The sequence below is a fragment of the Mesorhizobium sp. M0227 genome (assembly GCF_040321855.1).
In the GTDB taxonomy this organism is placed as follows: Bacteria; Pseudomonadota; Alphaproteobacteria; order Rhizobiales; family Rhizobiaceae; genus Mesorhizobium.
On the sequence record NZ_JAMYSJ010000003.1, the window covers coordinates 1 to 22,496 of the forward strand.

General features: G+C 61.8%; 15 protein-coding genes. 6 read left to right on the plus strand and 9 right to left on the minus strand.

The genetic code is table 11. The features are described from left to right. The first annotated feature begins 485 nt into the window (after positions 1-485). Positions 486-2,045: an alkaline phosphatase D family protein gene (locus NKJ00_RS05595; RefSeq protein WP_502895835.1), complete on the plus strand. Its 1,560-nt coding sequence runs from the start codon at positions 486-488 to the stop codon at positions 2,043-2,045. A gap of 85 nt (positions 2,046-2,130) precedes the next feature. Here NKJ00_RS05595 and NKJ00_RS05600 read toward each other — a convergent pair whose 3' ends face one another. Continuing rightward, positions 2,131-2,412, minus strand: a complete 282-nt coding sequence (locus NKJ00_RS05600) for a hypothetical protein (RefSeq protein ID WP_245486184.1) — start codon at positions 2,410-2,412, stop codon at positions 2,131-2,133. A 196-nt stretch (positions 2,413-2,608) separates the two neighbouring features. On the opposite strand from NKJ00_RS05600, the gene typA reads away from it, so the two are divergent. Further along, positions 2,609-4,438: a translational GTPase TypA gene (gene typA, locus NKJ00_RS05605; RefSeq protein ID WP_352613027.1), complete on the plus strand. Its 1,830-nt coding sequence runs from the start codon at positions 2,609-2,611 to the stop codon at positions 4,436-4,438. A 62-nt stretch (positions 4,439-4,500) separates the two neighbouring features. On the opposite strand, the gene NKJ00_RS05610 is transcribed toward typA, so the two are convergent. Next, positions 4,501-5,127, minus strand: coding sequence for a DUF1062 domain-containing protein (locus tag NKJ00_RS05610; RefSeq protein ID WP_128304080.1), 627 nt, complete (start codon positions 5,125-5,127; stop codon positions 4,501-4,503). Positions 5,128-5,521: 394 nt separating this feature from the next. Between NKJ00_RS05610 and NKJ00_RS05615 the strand changes: the two genes are divergently transcribed. After that, positions 5,522-6,136: a LysE family translocator gene (locus NKJ00_RS05615; protein WP_128304079.1), complete on the plus strand. Its 615-nt coding sequence runs from the start codon at positions 5,522-5,524 to the stop codon at positions 6,134-6,136. Positions 6,137-6,140: 4 nt separating this feature from the next. Here NKJ00_RS05615 and NKJ00_RS05620 read toward each other — a convergent pair whose 3' ends face one another. Both NKJ00_RS05620 and NKJ00_RS05625 read right to left on the minus strand, forming a co-directional pair. Beyond that, the gene (locus NKJ00_RS05620; protein ID WP_023811729.1) at positions 6,141-6,464 is read right to left on the minus strand and encodes a YciI family protein; all 324 of its coding nucleotides are present in this window, start codon (positions 6,462-6,464) and stop codon (positions 6,141-6,143) included. 136 nt (positions 6,465-6,600) lie between these two features. After that, positions 6,601-7,164 carry a peroxidase-related enzyme gene (locus tag NKJ00_RS05625; RefSeq protein ID WP_352441035.1) on the minus strand — a complete coding sequence of 188 codons (564 nt, stop codon included), beginning with the start codon at positions 7,162-7,164 and terminating at the stop codon, positions 6,601-6,603. Positions 7,165-7,299: 135 nt separating this feature from the next. Between NKJ00_RS05625 and NKJ00_RS05630 the strand changes: the two genes are divergently transcribed. Continuing rightward, on the plus strand, positions 7,300-12,090 hold the full coding sequence (locus NKJ00_RS05630; protein ID WP_352613025.1) for an NAD-glutamate dehydrogenase: 4,791 nt from the start codon (positions 7,300-7,302) through the stop codon (positions 12,088-12,090). Positions 12,091-12,174: 84 nt separating this feature from the next. On the opposite strand, the gene NKJ00_RS05635 is transcribed toward NKJ00_RS05630, so the two are convergent. Beyond that, a complete protein-coding gene (locus NKJ00_RS05635; RefSeq protein WP_352629081.1) occupies positions 12,175-14,319 on the minus strand; it encodes a TonB-dependent siderophore receptor in 2,145 nt (714 codons plus the stop codon). A 352-nt stretch (positions 14,320-14,671) separates the two neighbouring features. Between NKJ00_RS05635 and NKJ00_RS05640 the strand changes: the two genes are divergently transcribed. Both NKJ00_RS05640 and NKJ00_RS05645 read left to right on the plus strand, forming a co-directional pair. Then, on the plus strand, positions 14,672-16,048 hold the full coding sequence (locus tag NKJ00_RS05640; RefSeq protein ID WP_352441032.1) for an MFS transporter: 1,377 nt from the start codon (positions 14,672-14,674) through the stop codon (positions 16,046-16,048). 482 nt (positions 16,049-16,530) lie between these two features. Beyond that, positions 16,531-17,253, plus strand: coding sequence for a hypothetical protein (locus NKJ00_RS05645; RefSeq protein WP_352629083.1), 723 nt, complete (start codon positions 16,531-16,533; stop codon positions 17,251-17,253). 334 nt (positions 17,254-17,587) lie between these two features. On the opposite strand, the gene dcd is transcribed toward NKJ00_RS05645, so the two are convergent. The 4 genes from dcd to NKJ00_RS05665 form a co-directional block, all read right to left on the minus strand. Further along, the gene (dcd, locus tag NKJ00_RS05650; protein WP_352441030.1) at positions 17,588-18,157 is read right to left on the minus strand and encodes a dCTP deaminase; all 570 of its coding nucleotides are present in this window, start codon (positions 18,155-18,157) and stop codon (positions 17,588-17,590) included. A 30-nt stretch (positions 18,158-18,187) separates the two neighbouring features. After that, positions 18,188-18,427: a hypothetical protein gene (locus NKJ00_RS05655; protein ID WP_352441028.1), complete on the minus strand. Its 240-nt coding sequence runs from the start codon at positions 18,425-18,427 to the stop codon at positions 18,188-18,190. Positions 18,428-18,674: 247 nt separating this feature from the next. Beyond that, complete coding sequence (gene purH, locus NKJ00_RS05660) at positions 18,675-20,291, minus strand: bifunctional phosphoribosylaminoimidazolecarboxamide formyltransferase/IMP cyclohydrolase (RefSeq protein WP_352611342.1); 1,617 nt, start codon at positions 20,289-20,291, stop codon at positions 18,675-18,677. 351 nt (positions 20,292-20,642) lie between these two features. Next, positions 20,643-22,367, minus strand: coding sequence for a heparinase II/III family protein (locus tag NKJ00_RS05665; protein ID WP_352611343.1), 1,725 nt, complete (start codon positions 22,365-22,367; stop codon positions 20,643-20,645). Positions 22,368-22,496: the final 129 nt, after the last annotated feature.

Below are 22,496 nucleotides of genomic sequence, written 5' to 3' on the forward strand. Positions count from 1 at the left end.
TCGCGGGAATCGGTGACGTTGAACATCACCAGCCTGCCATGACCGCCCTCTCTCAGCGAATTTGCAGAACTCTCAGCACACTACCTAATTCTTGTTGGCGCCGAAAAGACAGGCGATTCTCCTGGGTCAGCGCCAACGGAAGTCTCCCTCCCCCTTTTGGGGAGGGGTTAGGGGTGGGGGTCCGTGCCGGGCAGACATCTCAGGAATTCCATATGCGATAGCCCTGCCCTCAAGGGGGAGATGTCGCCGAAGGCGACAGAGGGGGTCGTCTCACGTGGAACGCCGACTTCCTGCGTCTGCGACAAAGGGCCGAGCCCGGTCGGACCGACCCCCTCTGGCCTGCCGGCCATCTCCCCCTCGAGGGGGAGATCACCCTGTTGATCGTCAGAAAAACTTCATCATTTCGAGATGTCCCTGAAACATTGACGCTGGATTTTGGTGGCACCGTTCAAGCCATCCAGGAGACAGCCGTGAACAAGCTTTCGATGACCCGCCGCGCTTTCGTCACTTCCGCCGGCGCCGTTGGCCTGGCCGGCGTTTCCAGCCTGGCGCTGCCCTACTATTCGCGCGCCAATCAGCGGCCTTCCTTCACCCATGGCGTCCAGTCCGGCGATGTCGACGCAACCAGCGGCATGGTGTGGACGCGCACCGATCGCCCGTCGCGCGTCATGTTCGAAGTGTCGTCAACGGAGAATTTCGCCAATGCGACACGCCTGGCGCCGCTCGATACGTCGCCGGCCAGCGATTACACGGTCAAGCGGCTGCTCACCGACCTCGCTTCCGATCAGGATATCTTCTACCGCATGACATCGGCCGATCTCGCCGACATCAACGCCGTTTCGGAGCCGATCACCGGCCGTTTCAGGACGGCGCCAGCCTCGAAGCGCGACATCCGCTTTGCCTGGTCCGGCGACACCGCCGGCCAGGGCTGGGGCATCGACGAGACCGGCATGAAGACTTACGCCACGATCGGCAAGCACACGCCCGACTTCTTCCTGCATTCGGGCGACACCATCTATGCCGACGGCGCCATGAAGGACGAGGTCGACCTGCCCGGCGGCGGCAAGTGGAAGAACGTCGTGCTGATCGACGGCAAGCGCAAAGTCGCCGAGACGCTGGATGAATACCGGGACCAGTGGAAATACAACATGATGGACAGGAACGTGCTCGGCCTGAGCGCCATCTGCCCGACTTTCTACCAGTGGGACGACCATGAAGTGCTGAACAACTGGTCGGATTCCAAGGATCTCAGCGCCGACAACCGCTACACGGAAAAATCCATCCACGTGCTGGCGGCCCGCGCGGCGCGGGCTTTCCACGAGATGACGACGATCCGCTACGAACCTTCCGAGCCCGGCCGCGTCTATCGCAAGATCGCTTATGGGCCGCTGCTCGACGTGTTCTTCCTCGACATGCGCTCCTATCGCGGCCCCAATGGTCCCGACATGCAGGATGAGATGACGCCGCAATCGCGCATGCTCGGCGAACAGCAGACGAAATGGCTGAAGCGCGAACTGGCGAATTCGAAGGCGACCTGGAAAATCATCGCCGCCGACATGCCGCTCGGCCTCATCGTGTGGGACGACGGCGCCAAGAAGGTCGGCGCCGAGGCGGTCAGCAATGGCGACAATGGCTTGCCAAAAGGGCGCGAGCTCGAGATCGCCGACCTGCTGCGCTTCATAAAGAATGCCGGCATCAGCAACACCGTCTGGCTCACCGCCGACGTGCATTACACGGCCGCGCATTATTACAACCCGGACAAGGCGCAGTTCCAGGAGTTCAATCCGTTCTGGGAATTCGTCTCAGGTCCGATCCATGCCGGCACGTTCGGTCCCAACGATTTCGACATGACGTTCGGTCCGGAGCTGAAGTTCATCAAGGCGCCGACCGCCGAACAGGGACAGAACCTGCCGCCCTCGGCCGGTCTGCAATTCTTCGGGCTGGTCGATATCTCAGGCGCCAGCGAGCAGATGACGGTGCGGCTGATGGATCGCGACGACAACGAACTCTACAAGGTGACGCTCGACCCGGTCCGCTCGGCATAAGCGCGCTTTCCCCTCCCCCTTGTGGGGAGGGTCGGCGCGGCGGCTTCGCAAAGCGAAGCTGGCAAGACGGGGCGGGAAGCGCCGACTAGTCCGGGTAGCAGACCATGGGGATATTCGGCCAGATGGCGCTGTCGCAGTTGGCGGTGTCCTGCCGCTGCTTGAAAGCGGCGCTGACCGGGCCGGTCACCATCGGGTCGACGCCGTCTGGTGCGTCGGCGAAAATCTGCTCGGCCGACTGTGCCTCCGACGGCAAGGCAGGCCGTGATTCCTTCATCGTCGCCGCCGACTGCGCGGCGTTGGCGGCCAGCAGGACGGCGAAGGCAACGGACGCGATGAGCGGCCAAAATCGGTTGAGTTTATCGGTCATGACGTTCGAACTGTCTGGGCCCCGAAGGGTTCCCGCCTTGGTTAACAAAATCATCTCACACGCAGATGCTTAAGATTTGATGAGTATTTGGTGACGCGCCTCCTCTTTCGCAACTGCGAAAAACCCTGTATGAGCCGCGCAACCGAAAGAGGCAGCGCCTTTGGCCTGCTGCCTGCAACGCTTCCGAGACCAGAACATGAAAATCCGTAATATCGCGATCATCGCGCACGTCGACCATGGAAAGACCACCCTGGTCGACCAGCTTTTGAAGCAGTCCGGCTCCTTCCGAGATAATCAGCGCGTCGCCGAGCGCGCCATGGATTCCAACGACCTCGAAAAGGAACGCGGCATCACCATCCTGGCCAAGGCGACTTCGGTCGACTGGAAGGATACCCGCATCAACATCGTCGACACCCCCGGCCACGCCGATTTTGGCGGCGAGGTCGAACGCATCCTGTCGATGGTGGACTCAGCCATCGTGCTGGTCGATGCCGCCGAAGGGCCGATGCCGCAGACCAAGTTCGTCGTCGGCAAGGCGCTCAAGGTCGGCCTGAAGCCGATCGTCGTCATCAACAAGATCGACCGTCCGGACGCCCGTCATGTCGAGGTGGTCAACGAGGTGTTCGACCTTTTCGCCGCGCTCGACGCCACCGACGAGCAGCTCGACTTCCCGATTCTGTACGGTTCAGGCCGCGATGGCTGGGTTTCGGAAAATCCGGAAGGACCGAAAGACCAGCAGCTGGCGCCGCTGTTCGACCTCGTCATCAAGCATGTGCCGGAGCCGACCGTTCATCCCGGCCCGTTCCGCATGATCGGTACCATCCTGGAAGCCAATCCGTTCCTCGGCCGCATCATCACCGGCCGCATCGAGAGCGGCACGCTGAAGGCCAACCAGCCGGTCAAGGTGCTGCACCATGACGGCACCCAGATCGAAACCGGCCGTATTTCGAAGATACTGGCCTTCCGCGGCCTTGAGCGCCAGCCGATCGAAGAAGCGCAGGCGGGCGACATCGTCGCCATTGCCGGCCTGTCGAAGGGCACCGTCGCCGACACGTTCTGCGACCTGAGCGTGAGCGAACCGCTGCATGCGCAGCCGATCGATCCGCCGACCGTGACCATGTCGTTCCTGGTCAACGACAGTCCGCTGGCCGGCACCGAAGGCGACAAGGTGACCAGCCGCGTCATCCGCGACCGCCTGCTGCGCGAAGCCGAAGGCAATGTCGCGCTGAAGATCGAGGAATCGCCCGACAAGGATTCGTTCTTCGTCTCCGGCCGCGGCGAATTGCAGCTGGCCGTGCTGATCGAGACGATGCGCCGCGAGGGCTTTGAAATCGCCGTGTCGCGTCCGCGCGTCGTCATGCAGAAGGGCGAGAACGGCGAATTGCTGGAGCCGGTCGAAGAAGTCGTCATCGACGTCGATGAGGAGCATGCCGGCGTCGTCGTGCAGAAGATGTCCGAGCGCAAGGCCGAGATGGTCGAACTGCGCCCATCCGGCGGTAACCGTCAGCGCATCGTCTTCCACGCGCCGACCCGTGGCCTGATCGGCTACCAGTCGGAGCTGTTGACCGACACACGCGGCACCGCCGTGATGAACCGGCTTTTCCATGCCTATGAGCCCTACAAGGGCGAGCTGCCGGGCCGCACCAATGGCGTGCTGATTTCCAACGAACAGGGCGAATCGGTCGCCTACGCCATGTGGAACCTGGAAGATCGCGGCCCGATGGTCATCGATCCGGGCGTCAAGGTGTATCAGGGCATGATCATCGGCATCCATAGCCGCGACAATGATCTTGAAGTGAACGTGCTCAAGGGCAAGAAGCTGACCAACATCCGTGCCGCCGGCAAGGACGAAGCGGTCAAGCTGACCCCGCCGATCCGCATGACGCTGGAGAAGGCTCTGGCCTGGATCCAGGACGACGAGCTGGTCGAGGTGACGCCGAAGACGATCCGTCTGCGCAAGCTCTATCTCGATCCGAACGAGCGCAAGCGCTTCGAGAAGTCGGCCAAGGCGGTCGGCGCGGCGTAAGCTCTCTACATTTTCCAACAATCGAGAGGGGCGGAGCAACCAGTGTTCCGCCCCTTCTTCGTTCACTCACCGGCAGCCGCGATGATGGCCTGCCGATCGGTCTCGCCGGCCAGATCGATGCGGATCGCGATTCCCGCGCGGGCCGGCTTGCGCAGGGCCTTTGCTCCATCCGGGTCAACGATGAGCAGCCGCTTCTCCTCCAGTGCCTGAAGCCGTGATCGCGAGATGCCAAGTTCGCCGGCGAGCAGCCGGTCGAGTCGCAGCGATGTCGGCATTTCGAGCCCAAGCTGGATTTCCAACACGGTCGCGGCTTCCCTGGTGTCGCCGAGCCTGCGCTTGTGAACGCTGACATCGGAGAACTCCTCGACGCGCCCGATCCGGTTGCGCAACGCGATTACATCGAAGGCATGACGATGAGCGAGTGCAGGATCGTTGCTTTCGAGTGCCGCCAGCAGCGCCGGGTCGATGTCGCGGCGGTTGCAGCGCTCGAAAATGCCGAAATTCCAGGAGTTGTCGCAGTCGATGCAGCGATAGATCAGCCACACGTCGATGCGTTTGCCATTGGCGTTGACGCGGAATTTCCCGCTGCTGCAATAGGCCTTCACAGTGCCGCAGCGATTGCAGTTGATGAGCGGCCGAGGTGGGGTTTTGGGTGCGATCGTCCAATGGATACGCAGTGGTCCAGACATGCCGATAAGCCCTTCCCGTCGGGAAGTTCATCAGGCCGGCGATGTCGAGATGCCCATGCGGGCACGGCGTGGCGAGAAGCTGCGGTTTTTGGAAATCGGGTGTCACGGGCAAAAGCCGCGCGACGCGGTTCAGCAGTGCCAAACCGGTCTCGAACCGCCGCCCAGAAGAACACATGGAAAACGAAAACAGACACCGCGAACGCGGTGTCATGCTTGTGTCGGGGGAGTTGGCGAGACCGGCGGTTACGTAGGCAAAGTGAAGCTCGAAATTGTTTCGCGGCGGCCTTTCTAGCCGCGAGATGCTGGACCGACAAGGGTCTTTTGTCGGTGCTACCGCAGCCGAGCCACTTGCGCTAATATCCGAAATCGAAGGTTTTCAACCAGAGACCCGGTTATGCACCTCACCTCGCTGCTCATCTTCGCCGCCGCTCTGTTCGTTGCCGCGGGCTCGCCCGGGCCATCGATCGCGGCGCTTGTCGCCCGCGTCATCTCGAAAGGATTTCGCGACGTGTTCCCGTTCCTGCTCGCCATGTGGATCGGCGAGGGCATCTGGCTGTCGCTGGCGGTGTTCGGCCTGGCTGTCGTGGCGCAGACCTTCCATTTCGCCTTCGTCGTGGTGAAATGGGTCGGCGTTGCCTATCTCGCTTATCTCGCCTGGAAGATGTGGACCGCCCCTGTCGACGCGAAAGAGGGCGAGATGCCGCGCGAGGATTCTCCGGCAAAGCTGTTCTTTGCCGGCATGGCGGTGACGCTCGGCAATCCCAAGATCATGATGTTCTACCTGGCGCTGCTGCCGACCATCATCGACCTCGCTTCGGTCAGCATTGTCGGCTGGGTCGAGCTGACGGCGACCATGGCCGTGGTGCTGGTCGCCATCGATCTCGCCTGGGTGCTCGCTGCATCACAGGCGCGCAAGCTTTTGAAAAGCAAGCGCGCCATGAAGATCGCCAACCGTGTCAGCGCGACGACGATGGCCGGCGCGGCGGCCGCGATCGCGGCGCGGTCCTAACCCGTCACATCATTTCAATGATCGGCGCGATTTCGACGCTGAAACCCGGATCCATCAGGATCGGGCAATCCTTGGCCTTGGCGACGGCTTCGTCGATGTCTTTCGCTTCGACGATCGTGTAGCCCGCGGTCGGATTGCTGCCGCCATTGTTCTCGACCTTGCCGCCGGGCAGCACCATCTTCGACATGCCGACCGGATTGCCGCCGTCGACCACGGCCGAGCCGAGCTTGCCGTACCAGCCGTTCCAGGCGTCCATTGCGGCTTTCCGCTCGGCCTCGTCGGTCGGCATCTTGCCCGAGCCATGATAGACGTAGAGATACTTCGCCATGTTCTCCTCCCTTGGTGAGCGGCATCGAACCGGCATGCGGTCATGCCGCCTGCCGATCATCGGACCAAACCGGCAAACAAGCAACGAGAATGCGAAACTGCTAATATAACGCTCGACCTGGCCCAGCTGCCGCGCCTCACCGTGCCATGGCGTGGTATTCGTCGTTCGGCCGCATATCGATTGCCGCAGCCACCCGGTTCGACATGTTGAAGAAGGCTGATGTCGAGGCGATGTCCCAGATGTCACGGTCGGTGAAGCCGGCCTTGCGAAGGGTGGCCCGATCGGCCTCGACGATCTTAGCCGGTTCTTCCGTCAGCTTGACGGCGAATTCGAGCATTGCGGTCTGCTTGGGCGAAAGATCGGCGGCGCGGGAATTCATCACCATCATTTCGCCGAGCGCCGGGTCGCCGGACAGCTGACGTACCGCCGCGCCATGCGCGGTCAGGCAATAGTAGCAATGATTGATCGAGGAGACGACGACCGCGATCATCTCGCGCTCCAGCTTCGAGAGGCCGGAATCACCCAGCATCAAATCGTTGTACATGTCGGTGAAAGCGCGCAGCTTCTTGTCGTCGAAGGCGTAGGCCTTGAGCACGTTGGGGACGAGGCCGAGCTTCTCCTCGCATTTGGCGAAATAGGCTTTTGTCGCGTCGCTCAGCTCTGCCTGGCCAAGGTCAAGCGCGGTGATTTTGCCGGTCATGGGTCATTTCTCCTCGTTGCGCGGCATCTTGTCGCCAAATTCCGATAATTCTTGGCAAGCCGTCAAACCTTTGTCGCCAAACAGCGGTCATCTGCTACCATAGTCGTAAAAGCATTGACGGGAGGGAATTGCGTCATGGCCAGCGTGAAATCCGCGAGCAAGCCGAAGAAAAAAGCCACGGCAGCGATTAGAGCGGAGGAAATGCCAGCCAGGCTTGCGGACTATCTGCTCGCCCGCGCGCCGGCTGAAGACATTGCTCCCTACGATGTGGCCGACCTGGAACGTGCCGCCGATCTCGCCGGCCAGGCAGTCGCCACTCACAGGAAAGGCGAGTGCGTCGTCGCCGTCGATGCCGATTCGGGCGTTGTGCGAGACGGCCGCCCGATGACGGTTGTCACAGTCGTCAACGACAACATGCCGTTCCTGTTCGATTCCATCCTCGGCGAGATCACCGAGACATCGGGCGAACCGACCCTGGTCACTCATCCGGTTATCGTGGTGCGCCACGGCAAGGGCGGCGTGGAAGAAATCCTCGGCGACGGCAATTTCGCCAAGGACGATGGCAGCCACGACCGGCTGAGCGTCATCCATGTCCACATCCCGCGGCTGACATCCGAGCAGGCGAGCGGATTGAGCGAGCGGCTGCGCAAGATCCTTGGCCAGGTTCATGCCGCCGTTCACGACTGGAGGCCGATGCTGGCCCGCCTCGATCAGGCGATCTCGGAATTCCGCTATACGGCCGTGCCGCTCGACAAGAAGAGCGTTGCCGAGGCCCTCGCCTTCCTGGAGTGGCTGCGCGACGACAATTTCACCTTCCTTGGCATGCGCGAGTTCAAATACACCGGCGGCGAGGAAAGCGGCACGCTGGAGCGCGCTGAAAAGCCTGGCCTCGGCATCCTGTCCGACCCCGACGTGCTGGTGCTCAGGCGCGGCACCGAAGCGGTGACGACGACGCCGGAGATCCGCGCCTTCCTGCATGGGCCGGAGCCCTTGATCGTCACCAAGGCCAATGCCAAGTCTTCCGTGCACCGCCGCATCTATCTCGACTATATCGGCGTCAAGACCTACACCGCCAAGGGCACACTCGCGGGCGAATTGCGCATCGTCGGCCTGTTCACCTCGACCGCCTACACGCGCTCGGTGATGAAGATCCCGTATCTCAGGTCCAAGGCCGAAACCATCATCGCCAAGTCCGGCTTCGACCGGCACGATCACTCCGGCAAGGCGCTGATCAATGTTCTGGAAAGCTATCCGCGCGACGAATTGTTCCAGGTGCCGGTGCCGGTGCTGAGGAAGCACGCCGCAGCCATTCTTGGCCTGGTCGAGCGGCCGCGCGTGCGGGCGCTGGTACGCGCCGACCAGTTCGACCGTTTCGTCTCGATCCTCGTCTTCGTGCCGCGCGACCGTTACGACAGCGTCGTGCGCGAGAAGATCGGCTCGTATCTGAAAACCGTATTCGAAGGCCGGCTGTCGGCCTATTACCCGGCCTTCCCCGAGGGCGGGCTGGCGCGCGTGCACTTCATCATCGGCCGCTCCGGCGGCAAGACGCCGAAGGTCGAACAAGCGACGATTGAGGCGGCGATCCGCGACATCGTGCGTACCTGGGAGGACGCCCTTTCCGATGCGGCCGAGGCCAGTGGCGGCGACCAGGCTTTGAAGGCGATCGCCGCGCGGCTGCCGGAAAGCTACCGCGATTCGTTTAGCGCGGCGGTGGCGCTGGCCGATGCTCGGCGCATTGCCAAAATCAGCGCCGATAATCCGATCGCCATCGACTATTATCGCCACGCCGAGCAGAAGCCGCACCAGGCGGCGCTGAAGATCTATCACCACGGCAGTCCCGTGGCGCTGTCGCGCCGGGTGCCGGTGCTGGAAAACATCGGCTTCCGCGTCATCAGCGAACGCACCTTCGAGGTCGGCGATGACCAGTCCAGCTTGGTCTTCATTCATGACATGGAACTGGAGAACAGCTACGGCAAGCCGATCGACCTGACCGATGGCGGCGCGCTGTTCGAGGACGCATTCCTCTCCGTCTGGCGCGGCGACGTCGACAATGACGGCTATAACGGCCTCGCCCAGACCGCCGGCCTGTGGTCTGGCGAGATCACCATCCTGCGCGCCTATGGCCGCTATCTGCAACAGGTGGGCATTCCGCAAAGCCAGGATTTCATCGCCGCTGCGCTCAACCGCTATCCCGACATCGCGCGCGGCCTGCATGCGCTGTTCATCGCCCGGCTTGGCCCAACGGCCGAGACAGAAGGCGTGGTGGCGGCAAAGCACCTCAAGGCCAAGATCAAGGATGCGCTGGAAGACGTTCCCAACATCGACGACGACACCATCATTCGGCGCTATCTCAATCTGATCGAAGCCTCGCTGCGCACCAATCATTTCGTTGCCGATACGAAAGAAAAGGGCCAGTCGCTGGCGATCAAGCTCGATTCGCACGCGGTCGAGGGCTTGCCGGCGCCGCGACCGTGGCGGGAGATCTTCGTCTACGGTTCCGAGGTCGAAGGTCTGCATCTGCGCTTCGGTCCGGTGGCGCGCGGCGGTCTGCGCTGGTCGGACCGCGCCCAGGACTATCGCACCGAGGTGCTTGGCCTGGTCAAGGCACAGCAGGTCAAGAATGCCGTCATCGTGCCGGTCGGCGCCAAGGGCGGCTTCTATCCCAAGAAGCTGCCGATGAGCGCCGGCCGCGACGCCATCTTTGCGGCCGGCACCTCGGCCTACAAGAACTTCGTCTCCAGCCTGCTGTCGATCACCGACAATATCGGCCTCGACGGTGTCATCCCGCCGGCCGGCGTCATCAGACGCGACCCGGACGATCCGTATTTCGTCGTTGCCGCCGACAAGGGCACGGCGACCTTCTCCGACACCGCCAACGCGATCTCGGAGAAGCACGGCTTCTGGCTCGACGACGCCTTCGCCAGCGGCGGCTCGGCCGGCTACGACCACAAGAAGATGGGCATCACCGCCAAGGGCGCCTGGGAAGCGGTCAAGCGGCATTTCCGCGAGATCAACCGCGATATCCAGACCTCGTCCTTCACCGTCGTCGGGGTCGGCGACATGTCGGGCGACGTGTTCGGCAACGGCATGCTTTTGTCGCCGAAAACCCGGCTGATCGCCGCCTTCGACCATCGCGACATCTTCATCGACCCCGATCCCGATATGGCAGCCTCGATGGCCGAGCGCGAGCGCATGTTCGCGCTGCCGCGTTCGAGCTGGCAGGACTATGACAAGACGAAACTGTCGGAAGGCGGCATCATCGTCTCGCGCAACCAGAAATCGATCACCTTGCCGGCGGCGGCGGCGGCGGCGATCGGCCTGACCAAGACCATTGCCACGCCGGTCGAGATCATGACCGCCATCCTCAAGGCCCCTGTCGATCTCCTGTGGTTCGGCGGCATCGGCACGTATTTGCGGGCATCGACCGAAACCAATGCCGAAGTCGGCGATCGCGCCAACGATGCCATTCGCATCACCGCGCTCGACGTGCGCGCCAAAGTGATCGGCGAGGGCGCCAATCTCGGCGTCACGCAGCGGGCGCGCATCGAGTTCGGCCTAAATGGCGGCCGCTGCAATTCCGACGCCATCGACAATTCGGGCGGCGTCAACTGTTCCGACGTCGAGGTCAACATCAAGATCGCGCTGGCGTCCGCCATGCGCAAGGGGTCGTTGACGCGCCCGGCACGCAACAAGCTGCTGGCCGAGATGACCGACGAGGTCGGCTCGCTGGTGCTGTCCAACAACTACCAGCAGACGCTGGCGCTTTCGATCGCCCGCAAGCGCGGCCTCGCCGACATCGCGCATCAGAGCCGTTTCATGACGGCGCTGGAGGCGCGTGGCCTGCTCGACCGCGCTGTGGAGACGCTGCCGTCGCCGTCAGCGCTCGCCGAGCGCGAAGCACGTGGCGAACCGCTGACCAGGGCCGAACTTGGCGTGCTGCTCGCCTATGCCAAGATCGTGCTGTTTTCCGACATCGTCGCCAGCGACGTGCCTGATGACGCGCATTTCGATCGCGACCTGATGGGCTACTTCCCGGACCGGATGGCGAAGAAATACGCCACTGAGATCCATGGCCACCGGCTGCGCCGCGAGATCATCACGCGCGTCGTCGCCAACGATCTGGTCAATCGCGGCGGCCCATCCTTCGTCAACCGGCTGCAGGAAGCCACGGGGCGCACCGCCGCCGATGTCGTGCGCACTTTCGCCGTGGTGCGCGACGGTTTTGCGCTGCCGGGGCTCTATCGCGAGATCGACGCGCTCGACAACCAGATCGACGGCCAGGTGCAGCTCGATCTCTATCAGATGGTTAGCCGGCTGATCTACGTGACCAGCGGCTGGTATCTGAAGAACGATGCCGGCACGGCACCGCTTGGCCAGCGCATCGCCGCGCTGCAGGACGCACGCAAGGCGCTGGAACCCAAGCTTGTTTCGCTGCTGCCGGCTTTCTCGCGCGAGCGCATCGAGGAGAAGCGGCACGGGCTGTTCAAGAGCGGCGCGCCGGAAGGGCTGGCCGGGCAACTGGCGCTCAGCGAGGTGGCGGAACTTATCCCCGACATCGCGCTGACGGCGCGCACCGCCGGCGCCGATATCGTCGCCGCGGCCAAGGCGTTCTTCGCCGTCAGCGATGCCTTCCGCATCCCGCGTGTCGAGGACGCCGCACGCTCGATCACGCCTTCGGACTACTATGATCAACTGGCGCTGTCGCGCGCCACCGACACGATCGGCGCGGCACGGCGCGGCATCGCGGTGGCGGCACTCACCGGCCACGCCAAGACGGCCGATCCGGTGGTTGCCTGGCTGGACGCCGGCGGCGAGCGGGTGGCGCGCATCCGCGAGCGGCTGCAGGCACTGACCGAGGGCGGCGACATCACCGTGTCGCGGCTGTCGGTGGCGTCGGGGCTGATGAGCGATCTGACGGGGATGTGAACCGCCGACGATCACCACACGCATCACCGGATGCGTGTGGCTCTTTTCGAATGCCATCCGCTTCGAAACCTGCGTTCAAAAAGCTCACCAGGAATGTTTGAGCGTGCCGACGATTTTCAGCCGGTCGCCGTAAAATTCGGTTCCGTAATAGCTGGTTGTCAAATACTTCCGGTCGAACAGGTTCGTTGCGTTCAGGGCCAACGTCACGTCCTTGGTCATCTTGTAGCTGATCGCCGCATCCACCAGTGCGTAGCCGCCAATCGAAGTCGTGTTCGCGTCATCCCCGTAGGTTTGCCCGATATAGCGCACGCCACCGCCGATGGTCAGGTCGCCACGCCGTCCTTCCTTGGGAAGCGTATAATCAACCCAGGCCGACGCCAGGTGGCGAGGAACACGCTGCGGCCGATTGCCGGCATTACCGCCAATGCCGTCTTCCAGGATCTCGGCATCCCAGTAGGAATAGGCAAGCGTCAGGTTCAGGTTTTCCGCGATGGCAGCCTTGCCCTCGAGTTCGATGCCGCGGACGCCGACCTTGCCGATCTGCTGCTGGACAACAGGCGTGACATAGGTTGGAACATTGGTTTGGGTAAGGTCGAAGACCGCGGCCGTGAACAGGCCGTCGAAGCCGTCGGGCTTGTACTTGATGCCTGCCTCATACTGCTTGCCCTCTTGAGGCTTCAGCGAACCCGAGACCGCATATCCGTTGGCGCTTGGCGCCACGAGCGGCTGGAAGCTTTCCGAATAGTTGGCGTAGACCGCGAGATTCGGGGTGAATTTGTAGGTCAGGCCGGCGCGCTTGGTGAAGGCGGATGCCGTGTCGTCGTCCTGCGTTCCCGAGTCGAGATAGTCCGCCGTCGTATGCACGCGGTCCCAGCGCCCGCCCAGGGTGACGATCCAGCGGTCGTCAAACGTCAATTGCTCCTGGGCATAGACACCGACCGCCTGTTGCTTGACCCGCCAGTTCACGTAGGGGCCGAGATTGATGCAGGACAGACCGCAATAGGTCGGATTGTTGATGTCGATGGGACCGGCGGTACCGAAGAGGATGTTTTCGCGGGTGTTGTCATTGGCGTAGTCGACGCCGACAAGCGTCTTGCTGTCGATCCCGTGCCAGCCCGTATCGTATTGCAACTGATTGTCGAAGGCATAGCGGTTGGACACGCCATCGACGGAAAATGCCGTGCGATCCGCCGTGGGGTCAAGCGACGCGCCGTAGACCTCGGCGTAGTCGAGGCTCAAATGCGTGTAGCGGGCATTGGAGCGGAAGGTGAGGTTCTCGTTGAACTCGTGCTCGAACTGGTAGCCGATATCGACCTGCTCCGTGTTGAAGCGGTTGAAATCCGGCTCGCCCAGGAATGTGCCGACGTCGATATTGCCGCCAGCCGGGGTGCCGCGTGCTCCTGTCCCGTCTCGCTTGTAATAGTCAGTCAGGATGGTGAGCGACGTTCCTTCCTCGGGCTTGATAGTCAACGCGGGCGCGATGTAAAGCCGATCGTCGTTGGAATAGTCCCATCCTTGATCGCCATCCTTGGCCAGCCCGGTGAGCCGATAGGTCCACACGCCATCGGGGTCGATCGGTCCGCCAAAATCAACGCCAACCTCCTTGGTACCGTCGCCATAGGACGTGTAAATCTCCCCCTGCTTCTGGTCCAGCGGCCGCTTGGTGATGGCATTGACCAGTCCGCCAGGGCCGTTGAGACCAAAAAGCGTCGATGTCGATCCCTTCAGGACCTCCACGCGCTGAAGTCCGTAAGGCTCGAGACGGCTGGCCGTGAACCAAGCGGGGATGCGCGCCGTGAGGCCATCGCGATAAGTACCGAGCGATGTCTGGTCGAAACCGCGGATACGAATATAGTCGTATCGGTCATCGTTGCCGAACTCGTCGGTGAGGACGCTGGATGTGTAGGCCACGGCCTGCTGGAGGCTTTCGACATGGCGTGCCTCCAGTTCCTTCTGGGTTACAACTGAAACCGAGGCGGGAACGTCGACGATGGGCGTATCGGTCTTGGTGCCGGTCGCCGTATCCTCGGCGACGATCGTTTGATCGGGCCCGACAACGCGGTCCGACTTGCCGGTAACGACGATCGTTTCCAGTTGAGTTGCATCGTCCGGCGAAACCTCCTGGGCCCGGCCGGCCCCCATCGCTCCAAAAGATGCCGCTATCAAGGCACTGCTCGCAATCAATCGCCTTGCCTGAGTGCGCAACAATGCCTGTCGACCAATCGTCATCTCTTATTCCTGTCAGACCAATATCGAGCCGTTCGACCGGTGACTTTCCGGCCCTACGCGAGCGCAATTAGTCAAACCGGATAAAAAGAGTCAACTTAATAATCAAGAAATTCGCGACGGCGGCAATCGCTGCGAAGCAGGGGGTGGAGGACGGTGCCGGACCTTCGGTCCGACTTCCCTCACGAGAAAAAATAAGGGCTTGGCCCGCGCCGCGGACGAAAGCCAATTGCTGGGTTTTCCAACAATGAACCCCGGGCAGGGGCAAGGGACGGCACCAAGCTTCGTTCATTGCATGAGCGCATGAAACATGCAGACATGGCGCCCGACACGGAACCGGTGCCGGGGGATCATCATGACGGTAGAGACAGTGCAGCGTGCGTCCGGGCGCGGCATCTGGGGATGGATGTTGTTCGACTGGGCGGCGCAGCCGTTCTTCACCGTCGTCACCACCTTCATCTTCGGGCCTTATTTCGTGTCGCGGATGGCGAGCGATCCGGAAACCGGGCAAGCGGCCTGGGGCTACGGCATTGCCGCGGCCGGCCTTGTCATTGCAGTGCTGTCGCCCATCCTCGGCTCGATCGCCGACCAGACCGGACCGCGCAAGCCTTGGATCGCATTCTTTGCCGCGGTCAAGATCACCTGCCTTTGCCTGCTTTGGTTCGCGGCCCCCGGTTCGAACCTTTTCCTGGTCGTGTTCTTCTTCTCCCTGGCGTCGGTCGCGGCGGAGTTTTCGACGGTGTTCAACGACTCGATGATGCCGCGCCTGGTGCCGAAGAGCGAGATCGGCAGGATCTCCAACATGGCCTGGGGCCTTGGCTATCTCGGCGGCATGATCGCGCTGATCTTCGTCGTCGCCTGCCTGGCCGGTTCGCCGGAGACCGGCAAGACGATCATCGGCATCGACCCGCTGTTCGGGCTCGACCCGAAGCTCGGCGAGGACGCGCGCGCAACCGGGCCTTTGTCAGCCGGCTGGTACTTCCTGTTCATCCTGCCGATGTTCTTTTTCACCCCCGACGCCATCAAGGGCCTGCCGATCGGTCCGGCTGTCCGAGAGGGGTTGGCGGAGCTGAAAGTGACATTGGGCGAGGTGCGTAAGCGCAGCGGTATCTTCCGCTTCCTGGTCGCCCGCATGATCTATCAGGACGGCGTCAACGCGTTGCTGGCGTTGGGCGGCACTTTCGCCGCTGCGATGTTCCACTGGTCGATCACCGAGATCGGTATTTTCGGCATCATTCTCAACGTCGTCGCCATCTTCGGCTGCCTGGTCGCAGCCCGTCTCGACACGGCGCTTGGCTCAAAAACCATCGTCATGATCTCGCTGGTCCTGCTCAGCATCGCCACGATCGGCATCGTCTCGACTGGGCCGGGCTATACGTTGTTCGGCCTCTGGATGATGCCTGGACCGGACAGCGGCGGCCTGTTCGGCACGGCAGCGGAAAAGGCCTACATCTTCTTCGGCCTGTTGATCGGCGTGGCTTTCGGGCCGGTGCAGGCGTCGTCGCGATCCTATATGGCGCGCAGCGTCACGGCGGCAGAATCCGGCCGCTATTTCGGCATTTATGCGCTGGCCGGGCGGGCGACCGGTTTCCTGGCGCCGTTCATGGTCGCGTCGGTCACCCTGGCCAGCGGCTCGGCGCGGCTCGGCATGGCGGTGATCGTGCTGTTCCTGGGCATCGGCATGGCGATCCTGGTCAAGACGCCCTATCCGGCGGACCGGCCAAGCGAATAGCTGCAGCGTTCTTCCATCTCCCGGGCGATTATATATTTAACAGACCTATTCCGCAGGGGTATTTTTTGGGAACGTTAGAGCCCCGTTCCGAGAATAAGTCATGTCCGCCCCGTCCCTACTTCCACGATGAAGCCGCCGCCTTCGAGGAAGCCTTTGACCGCGTCTTGAAGAAGGTGGTGAAGGCCACGCCGACGAAAGAAGACAAGCCAAAGAAATCTTAGTGACCGGTCACTGTCTCACGAGCAGGTTGAGTAATCGATTGCCAAAGGTCCACAAGTCGGTAGGCGGCTTCCAATGACGCGACTTTGGCAAGCACAGACAATCCAGCAGATGGTTGTCGATCGTCGTGTTCGCAAATGAAGTATCCACGGTCGCTGGGGAAAAACTCGGCGCCGACTTCTAGGTACGTCTTCTTTGATATAGATGAGATGCACAGACTCCTATGTTCATCGATTCGAGTCGCAACGAAGAAGTCATCGTCCATGGCAAGCTCCCATATAAAATATCATGCCGAGTCTCGCATCTCAGCAAATGAATTAGCGCGATTTATGGTGAGTGGCGACACGGGCCGAATGGGAATTATTAAGCGCGCGAAAGAGAAGAGAGGCGCGGTAGCCCTTCGATACTCTGACGTGAGAGCGGCTATTGCCGCTTCTATGTGTGACCCTATCAAGGGGAAGCAGATTTTGGCTGCGGCCTTCGGCTCTTTTGAACAGAAGGCCTCCGATGCCTCATTGTCTGCATGGAGTCGGGAGGACGCATCCAAGTCGTTGGACGTTATGGAATCCTTCGGCAAAATGGTGAATTTGCTAAAGGGATTCGATTTCGTTCCGTCTCCGCCGAAACAACCAATGCTGGCTATTGGTGGTGTGGGCGTTTCGGTAAATTGCGATGTTCTCATTCACTGTCCAGTGAAAGGCGTTGAGTGCATTGGCGCTGCGCTTTTTCGTCTCACGAAGCCGGACGAGGACGAAACAGATAAGGCAAAATCGAAGCGGGACCAGATGGGACGCTTTGTTGCCACCCTTGTACTGATGCAAGTTGGTGCGAACCTTGCGGGCAATCGGCAGCCCTTATTCGATCTTTGTTGGTCGGTAGACGTGCAGACCGGGGAAATTCACAAGGCGCCGAAGAACACCAAGGCGATGATCGGCAACATGGAGAACGCTTGTCAGTTCATCGCCGCCATGTGGGATAAGGTTTGATTGGCCATTCCCCTACGGCTGGGTAGCGCTGTCGAATGATGCGAGCGCGGCACCGAAGGCTCGTATCGCATAAGCTGGATTTGCGAGGACCATAGCCTTAGCTACGTCTTCAAATGACATTTGGGAAATTTCCACACGCCACGTCGTACCTCGATAGAGGCCGCCTGTCGAAAAGGCGATATCAACCGTGCCGCCCTGATAGCCCCTTACAACGCCGTCAACAGACCCGGAGCCGACTCCAGAATAAGCGCCATTGCGGCGACATTTGATTACCATCCCCGGTCCCTCCGTGCGCAAGGTATGACCGCTTCCAAGTTTTCGAAAGTACCTTGGGTTATCCTTTTTTCGCGTCAGCCTTTTGGCCGGCAAACCGGCCTTCGTAGCCCTTTGTGGGGGTGCCAAGCGTCTGCTCAAAAATCAACTGGCAAATCTTCATTCCAATGCGCAACCGCACCGGAAGCTTGTTGTGATTCACCATCTCAAGTCTAATCTGACCGGCGAAGCCAGCATGTATGGTCGGGGCTGTCAGGTGGATGCCGATCCCCAATCTGGCCAGCGAACTCTTTCCTTCCACTCTCGCTGCAATCCGAGAATGAATTTTCAGCTCAACAACCTCACGAGTCCAAGCTAGGACCATCTGGCCAGGTTTAAATTCGTAGCCAGCTTCGGGATCAATCTTGATCGGGCTGGTTGTTTCGACCATCACCTCTTCGTGATTATAGCCCTTCTCCGAAGGGTCGATGCAAATACCTAAGCCTATCTTTGGGTCTTTAAAAACGGTAAGTAGGTCACCGAGCGTAAGGTCAAGACTGGTTGAGCTGTAATATGATAGATCGGGGACGGGCTCTATTCGTATCGCCTCTGTGCTGATTGCGATTTGAATCTCTCTGTCGGTAAGTATCATTGCCCGCCCCCCCCCCCCATTTTTGTTAGGTTATTCTACGACTAACCCCTGCGGAACCCACACCCGCCATGAACCATTGATAGTTTCACGCGGCAATTCAACTAGGAGGTTTGAGTCCTCCCGATCAACCGGCCAGCCAATGTCTAAACTATCGCCACTTAACGAACGATGATGCACCACCAAACGTTCAGTTCCTGTGGTTGTGTCGAGCGACACAACTACCTCACCCGGATGGTTTCCTTCGCCAATCTGCTTGATCTTTAGTTTCATCAATAACCCTCCAGTGCTGCTTTAGTTCTTTTCCACAAGATCGAATCACCATTGATTCGGATATGGTCTCGACACGTTTTCGTCACATTCTCCGTGAGAGTGCTTTCTGAGTCACAGAGAACGGAACGTGAACACTCTGGCCTAATTAAGTCAGGTAGGCGAATCACAACGTGTTTCAAGTGTCGCCTAGACGGGGTTAACGCCCCGTGTCGTGGGTCTTCTCCTGCAAGGGGAGAAGGAAGAACGCTCAATGCCTGAAATGCCGCACGCCCGTAAACACCATGGCGATGCGGTGCTCGTCGGCGGCGGCGATGACGTCCTTGTCGTTCATCGAGCCGCCCGGCTGGATGACGGCGGTGGCGCCTGCGGCAATCGCCGACAGCAACCCATCGGCGAAGGGGAAAAAGGCGTCGGAGGCGACGACCGAGCCCTTGGTCAGCGGTTCGGCAAGGCCGGCGGCCTCGGCCGCGTCGAGCGCCTTGCGGGCGGCGATGCGTGAGGAATCGACCCGGCTCATCTGGCCGGCGCCGATGCCGACGGTAGCGCCGTCCTTGACGTAGACGATGGCGTTCGACTTGACATGCTTGGCGATGCGGAAAGCGAATTTGAGGTCGGCCATTTCGGCCGCTGTCGGCGCGCGCTTCGTCACCACCTTCAGCTCGAGGTCGTCGACCACGGCATTGTCCCGGCCCTGGATGAGCAAGCCCCCGGCGACGGATTTGACCGTTGTGCCAGGCGTGCGCGGATCCGGCAGGCCGCCGGTGACCAGCAGGCGCAGGTTCTTCTTTGCCGCAACGATTGCCGCGGCCTCGCCGGTCGCGCCGGGTGCGATGATCACTTCGGTGAAGGTCTTGACGATCTCTTCCGCCGCCTCGGCGTCGAGGGTGCGGTTGACGGCGATGATGCCGCCGAAGGCCGAGACCGGGTCGCAGGCCAGCGCCTTGGCGTAGGCGGCTTTCAGCGAGGCGCCTTCGGCAACGCCGCACGGATTGGCGTGCTTGATGATGGCGACGGCGGCGGAAAGATCGGGGTCGAACTCGCCGACCAATTCGAAGGCGGCGTCGGTGTCGTTAATGTTGTTGTAGGATAGCTGCTTGCCCTGCAGCTGGCGTGCCGTGGCGACGCCCGGGCGCTTGTCGCCGTTGACATAGAAGCCGGCGCTCTGATGCGGGTTCTCGCCATAGCGCATCACCTCGACCAGCCTGCCGCCAAAGGCGCGCCATGTCGGATGTTCGATCTCGAGCGCCTCGGCGAACCAGCCGGAGATCGCCGCGTCATAGCTGGCGGTGCGGGCAAAGGCCTTGGCCGCCAGCTTCTTGCGGAAATCCAGCGACAGCGAGCCGATGTTCATCTCCAGCGCATTCAGCACCGAAGCGTAATCGCCGGGATCGGTGACGATGGCGACATAGGCGTGGTTCTTGGCCGAGGCGCGGATCATCGCCGGGCCGCCAATGTCGATGTTTTCGACGATCGACGCGTAGTCGGCGCCGGAGCGGCGGACCTCCTCGAACGGATAGAGATTGGAGACGACGAGATCGATCGGCTCGATGCCGTATTTGCGCATTGCCGCGGAATGCTCCGGATCGTCGCGCACGCCAAGCAGCGCGCCATGCACGCCGGGATGCAAGGTCTTGACGCGGCCGTCCATGATCTCGGGGAAACCGGTGAGCTCGGAGACGTCGCGCACCGCCAGGCCCGCCTCGGTGATCGCCTTTGCCGTGCCGCCGGTCGAGACCAGTTCGACACCGGCCGCTGTCAGCGCTTTGGCGAAATCGATAAGGCCCGTCTTGTCGAAAACGGAGAGCAGGGCGCGACGCACGGGAACAAGGTCTGGTGCGGGAATGTTCTTGGCGGCGACGGCCATGGGCTGGCGGCCTTTCACGACTGGTGTGGTGGATGCCCGCGCCCGTAGCACATGCCGCCCGGAAATCAAACCGGCGGTCAGGTTGGGGCAAGGCAACGAATCCGTGTTAACGGGTTTCTTCGGAGACTTCGCAGGCGCGTTGGCTGACGGAGCACCAACGAAAAAACCCGCCTATGCGGCGGGCCACTGGCGCAAATCAGCACCATAGGCAAAAATGTACCATAGCTGAGGGCACGGAGTCAAGAAAAAATTCCTATCGTGGGAAAGCTGCCGGCACTAAAGCTGCCGATGCCCCAAACTGGTTGTCGTCAGGCCTTTTGTTAACCTGAGTTCGAAGCCCTGTCAGGAGGGTCAGTTGTTTTCCGGGTAGCCGGCGATGCTGGTGCGGGTCAGCTGCCAGTGGACTTCGGCGATTTCCGAAGCCTTGAAGGCAAGCACGATCTGGCGGCTGCGGCGCGGGCCGCCAAGGCCGGCGAAATAGATCGATTCCTCGACCTCCGGCACCACTTCGGCTGCTGTGAACACCCAGGTGTCGGCCTGATCGGCGGCCAGCACCAGGCGGTCATGCTCGTCCTGCAAAAGGTTGACGTCGGGATGAACGTGAAAGCGGACGGTGACGAAGTCGCGCCCATTGTTGCGGATCGCCGTATTGCCGGGGCGCTGGAAGCGGTCGCGGCCAGCCAGCACATTGCCGTTCGACGACAGTTTCAGCTCGCGCTCATGCAGGAAGCCGAAGCGCGGGACATAGCCGTCATGGCGGGCGATGAAGCCCTGAACGCCCTTCTGGTCGGTGCGCTTGCACTGCACATGCTGCGGGCCGCCGATCAGCGGCGAACCGAGCAGGTCGTTGACGCGCAACGAATGGCTGAAGCGCGCCGACGAGGTGTCGTTGATGGTGGCGGTCGAGTGCGCGGCGGTGGCGCGCGCCAGCGGCCGGAATTCAGCCGCGCCATAGGTGTCAATGCCGGCATTGACGATGTAGTGCTGGCGGCCGGACGACAGTTCGAAGGCGAGGCAGCTGGCGTGTGCGGCGTTGGACACATCGATCGGCGGCGGCGGGCCGGTGTCGGCGATGACCGTGGTGCCGCCCATCGACAGGCGCTCATAGCCGGAATGCGGCGCATGCAGCAGCGGCGCGCCAGCGGTGTCGTCGTGGCGCAGAATGGTGGCGATGCGGTCGTGGATGGTGGCGCCCATGCCGTTGAAGCGGGCGAGGCTGCCATCCTGATGGCGGAAGAAGCGCAGCGCCGGCAGCATGCGGTCGATGGCGCCGATCAGCGCCTGCGGCGGCGTTTCCGCCTGGTTGGCATAAGTCTGGCGCAGCGGCAGAAGGTCGGCGAGGATTTCCAGGACGACCATCGGATTGCGCGAAATGTGCCCGCCATCTGCGAGGATCTGGCGGTCGAGTTCCTCGGCAAGATTGCGGGTCGCGCCCCGCAGGGCCGATGCCGGCGCCGGCAGGGACAAGGCAGCGAAGGCGAGCGCGATGCGGGCCCGCAGCCTGTCCTTGCCGTCGGGCATTTCGCGCGCCATCGACCTGAGGTAGCGGATTTGGATGGCAACCGATTTCAGGAAGGCGCGGTAGAAAGGGAACTCGGCGCCCTGCAATACGACCGAGGAGTGCTGCAACCAGGCGATGATGCGCTTGGCCGTCGTGCCCGGCTCCCAGGCGATGCCGGAAATATGGCTGCCATGCATGGTGATCCAGTCGGAGACCAGGGCGCGGGCATTGGCGGCGGCAAGCTCGGTGCCGGCGGCGCGCATATGGCGCAGCCAGCGAAAGCCGTGCAGCGTCTTCTGCCAGCCGTGATTGGGCACGTTGATCTGGAAAGGCGACTTGCCGCCGGTCTCGACGAGATGCCCCGACAGGGGATAACGGCCGTAATAGATCTCGAGTGCGATCTGCGGGTCGGCGAGGCGCAGGTCCGGCGGTGCGATCAGCACACGTTCCGGCGTGCGGCCGGAATAGCGCCAGCGATAGACAGGCCCGGCGCGCAGGCGCCGGCGCGTTTTGCGCCAGAACTCCTTCGCGACAAGCGTCCATAGACGCGTCGTGCTGCTGGCAGCAAGTGCCAAAACCCCTCCTGATCGTCCTCTACCCCGGCGCCGAGTCTACATGATTGCACGATTCGTGCGAAGGCGAATTCCACGAGCCCACGCCGGTTCACCTGGTTTTGCCCCCGATCCTGCCTAAAAAGTCAGTAG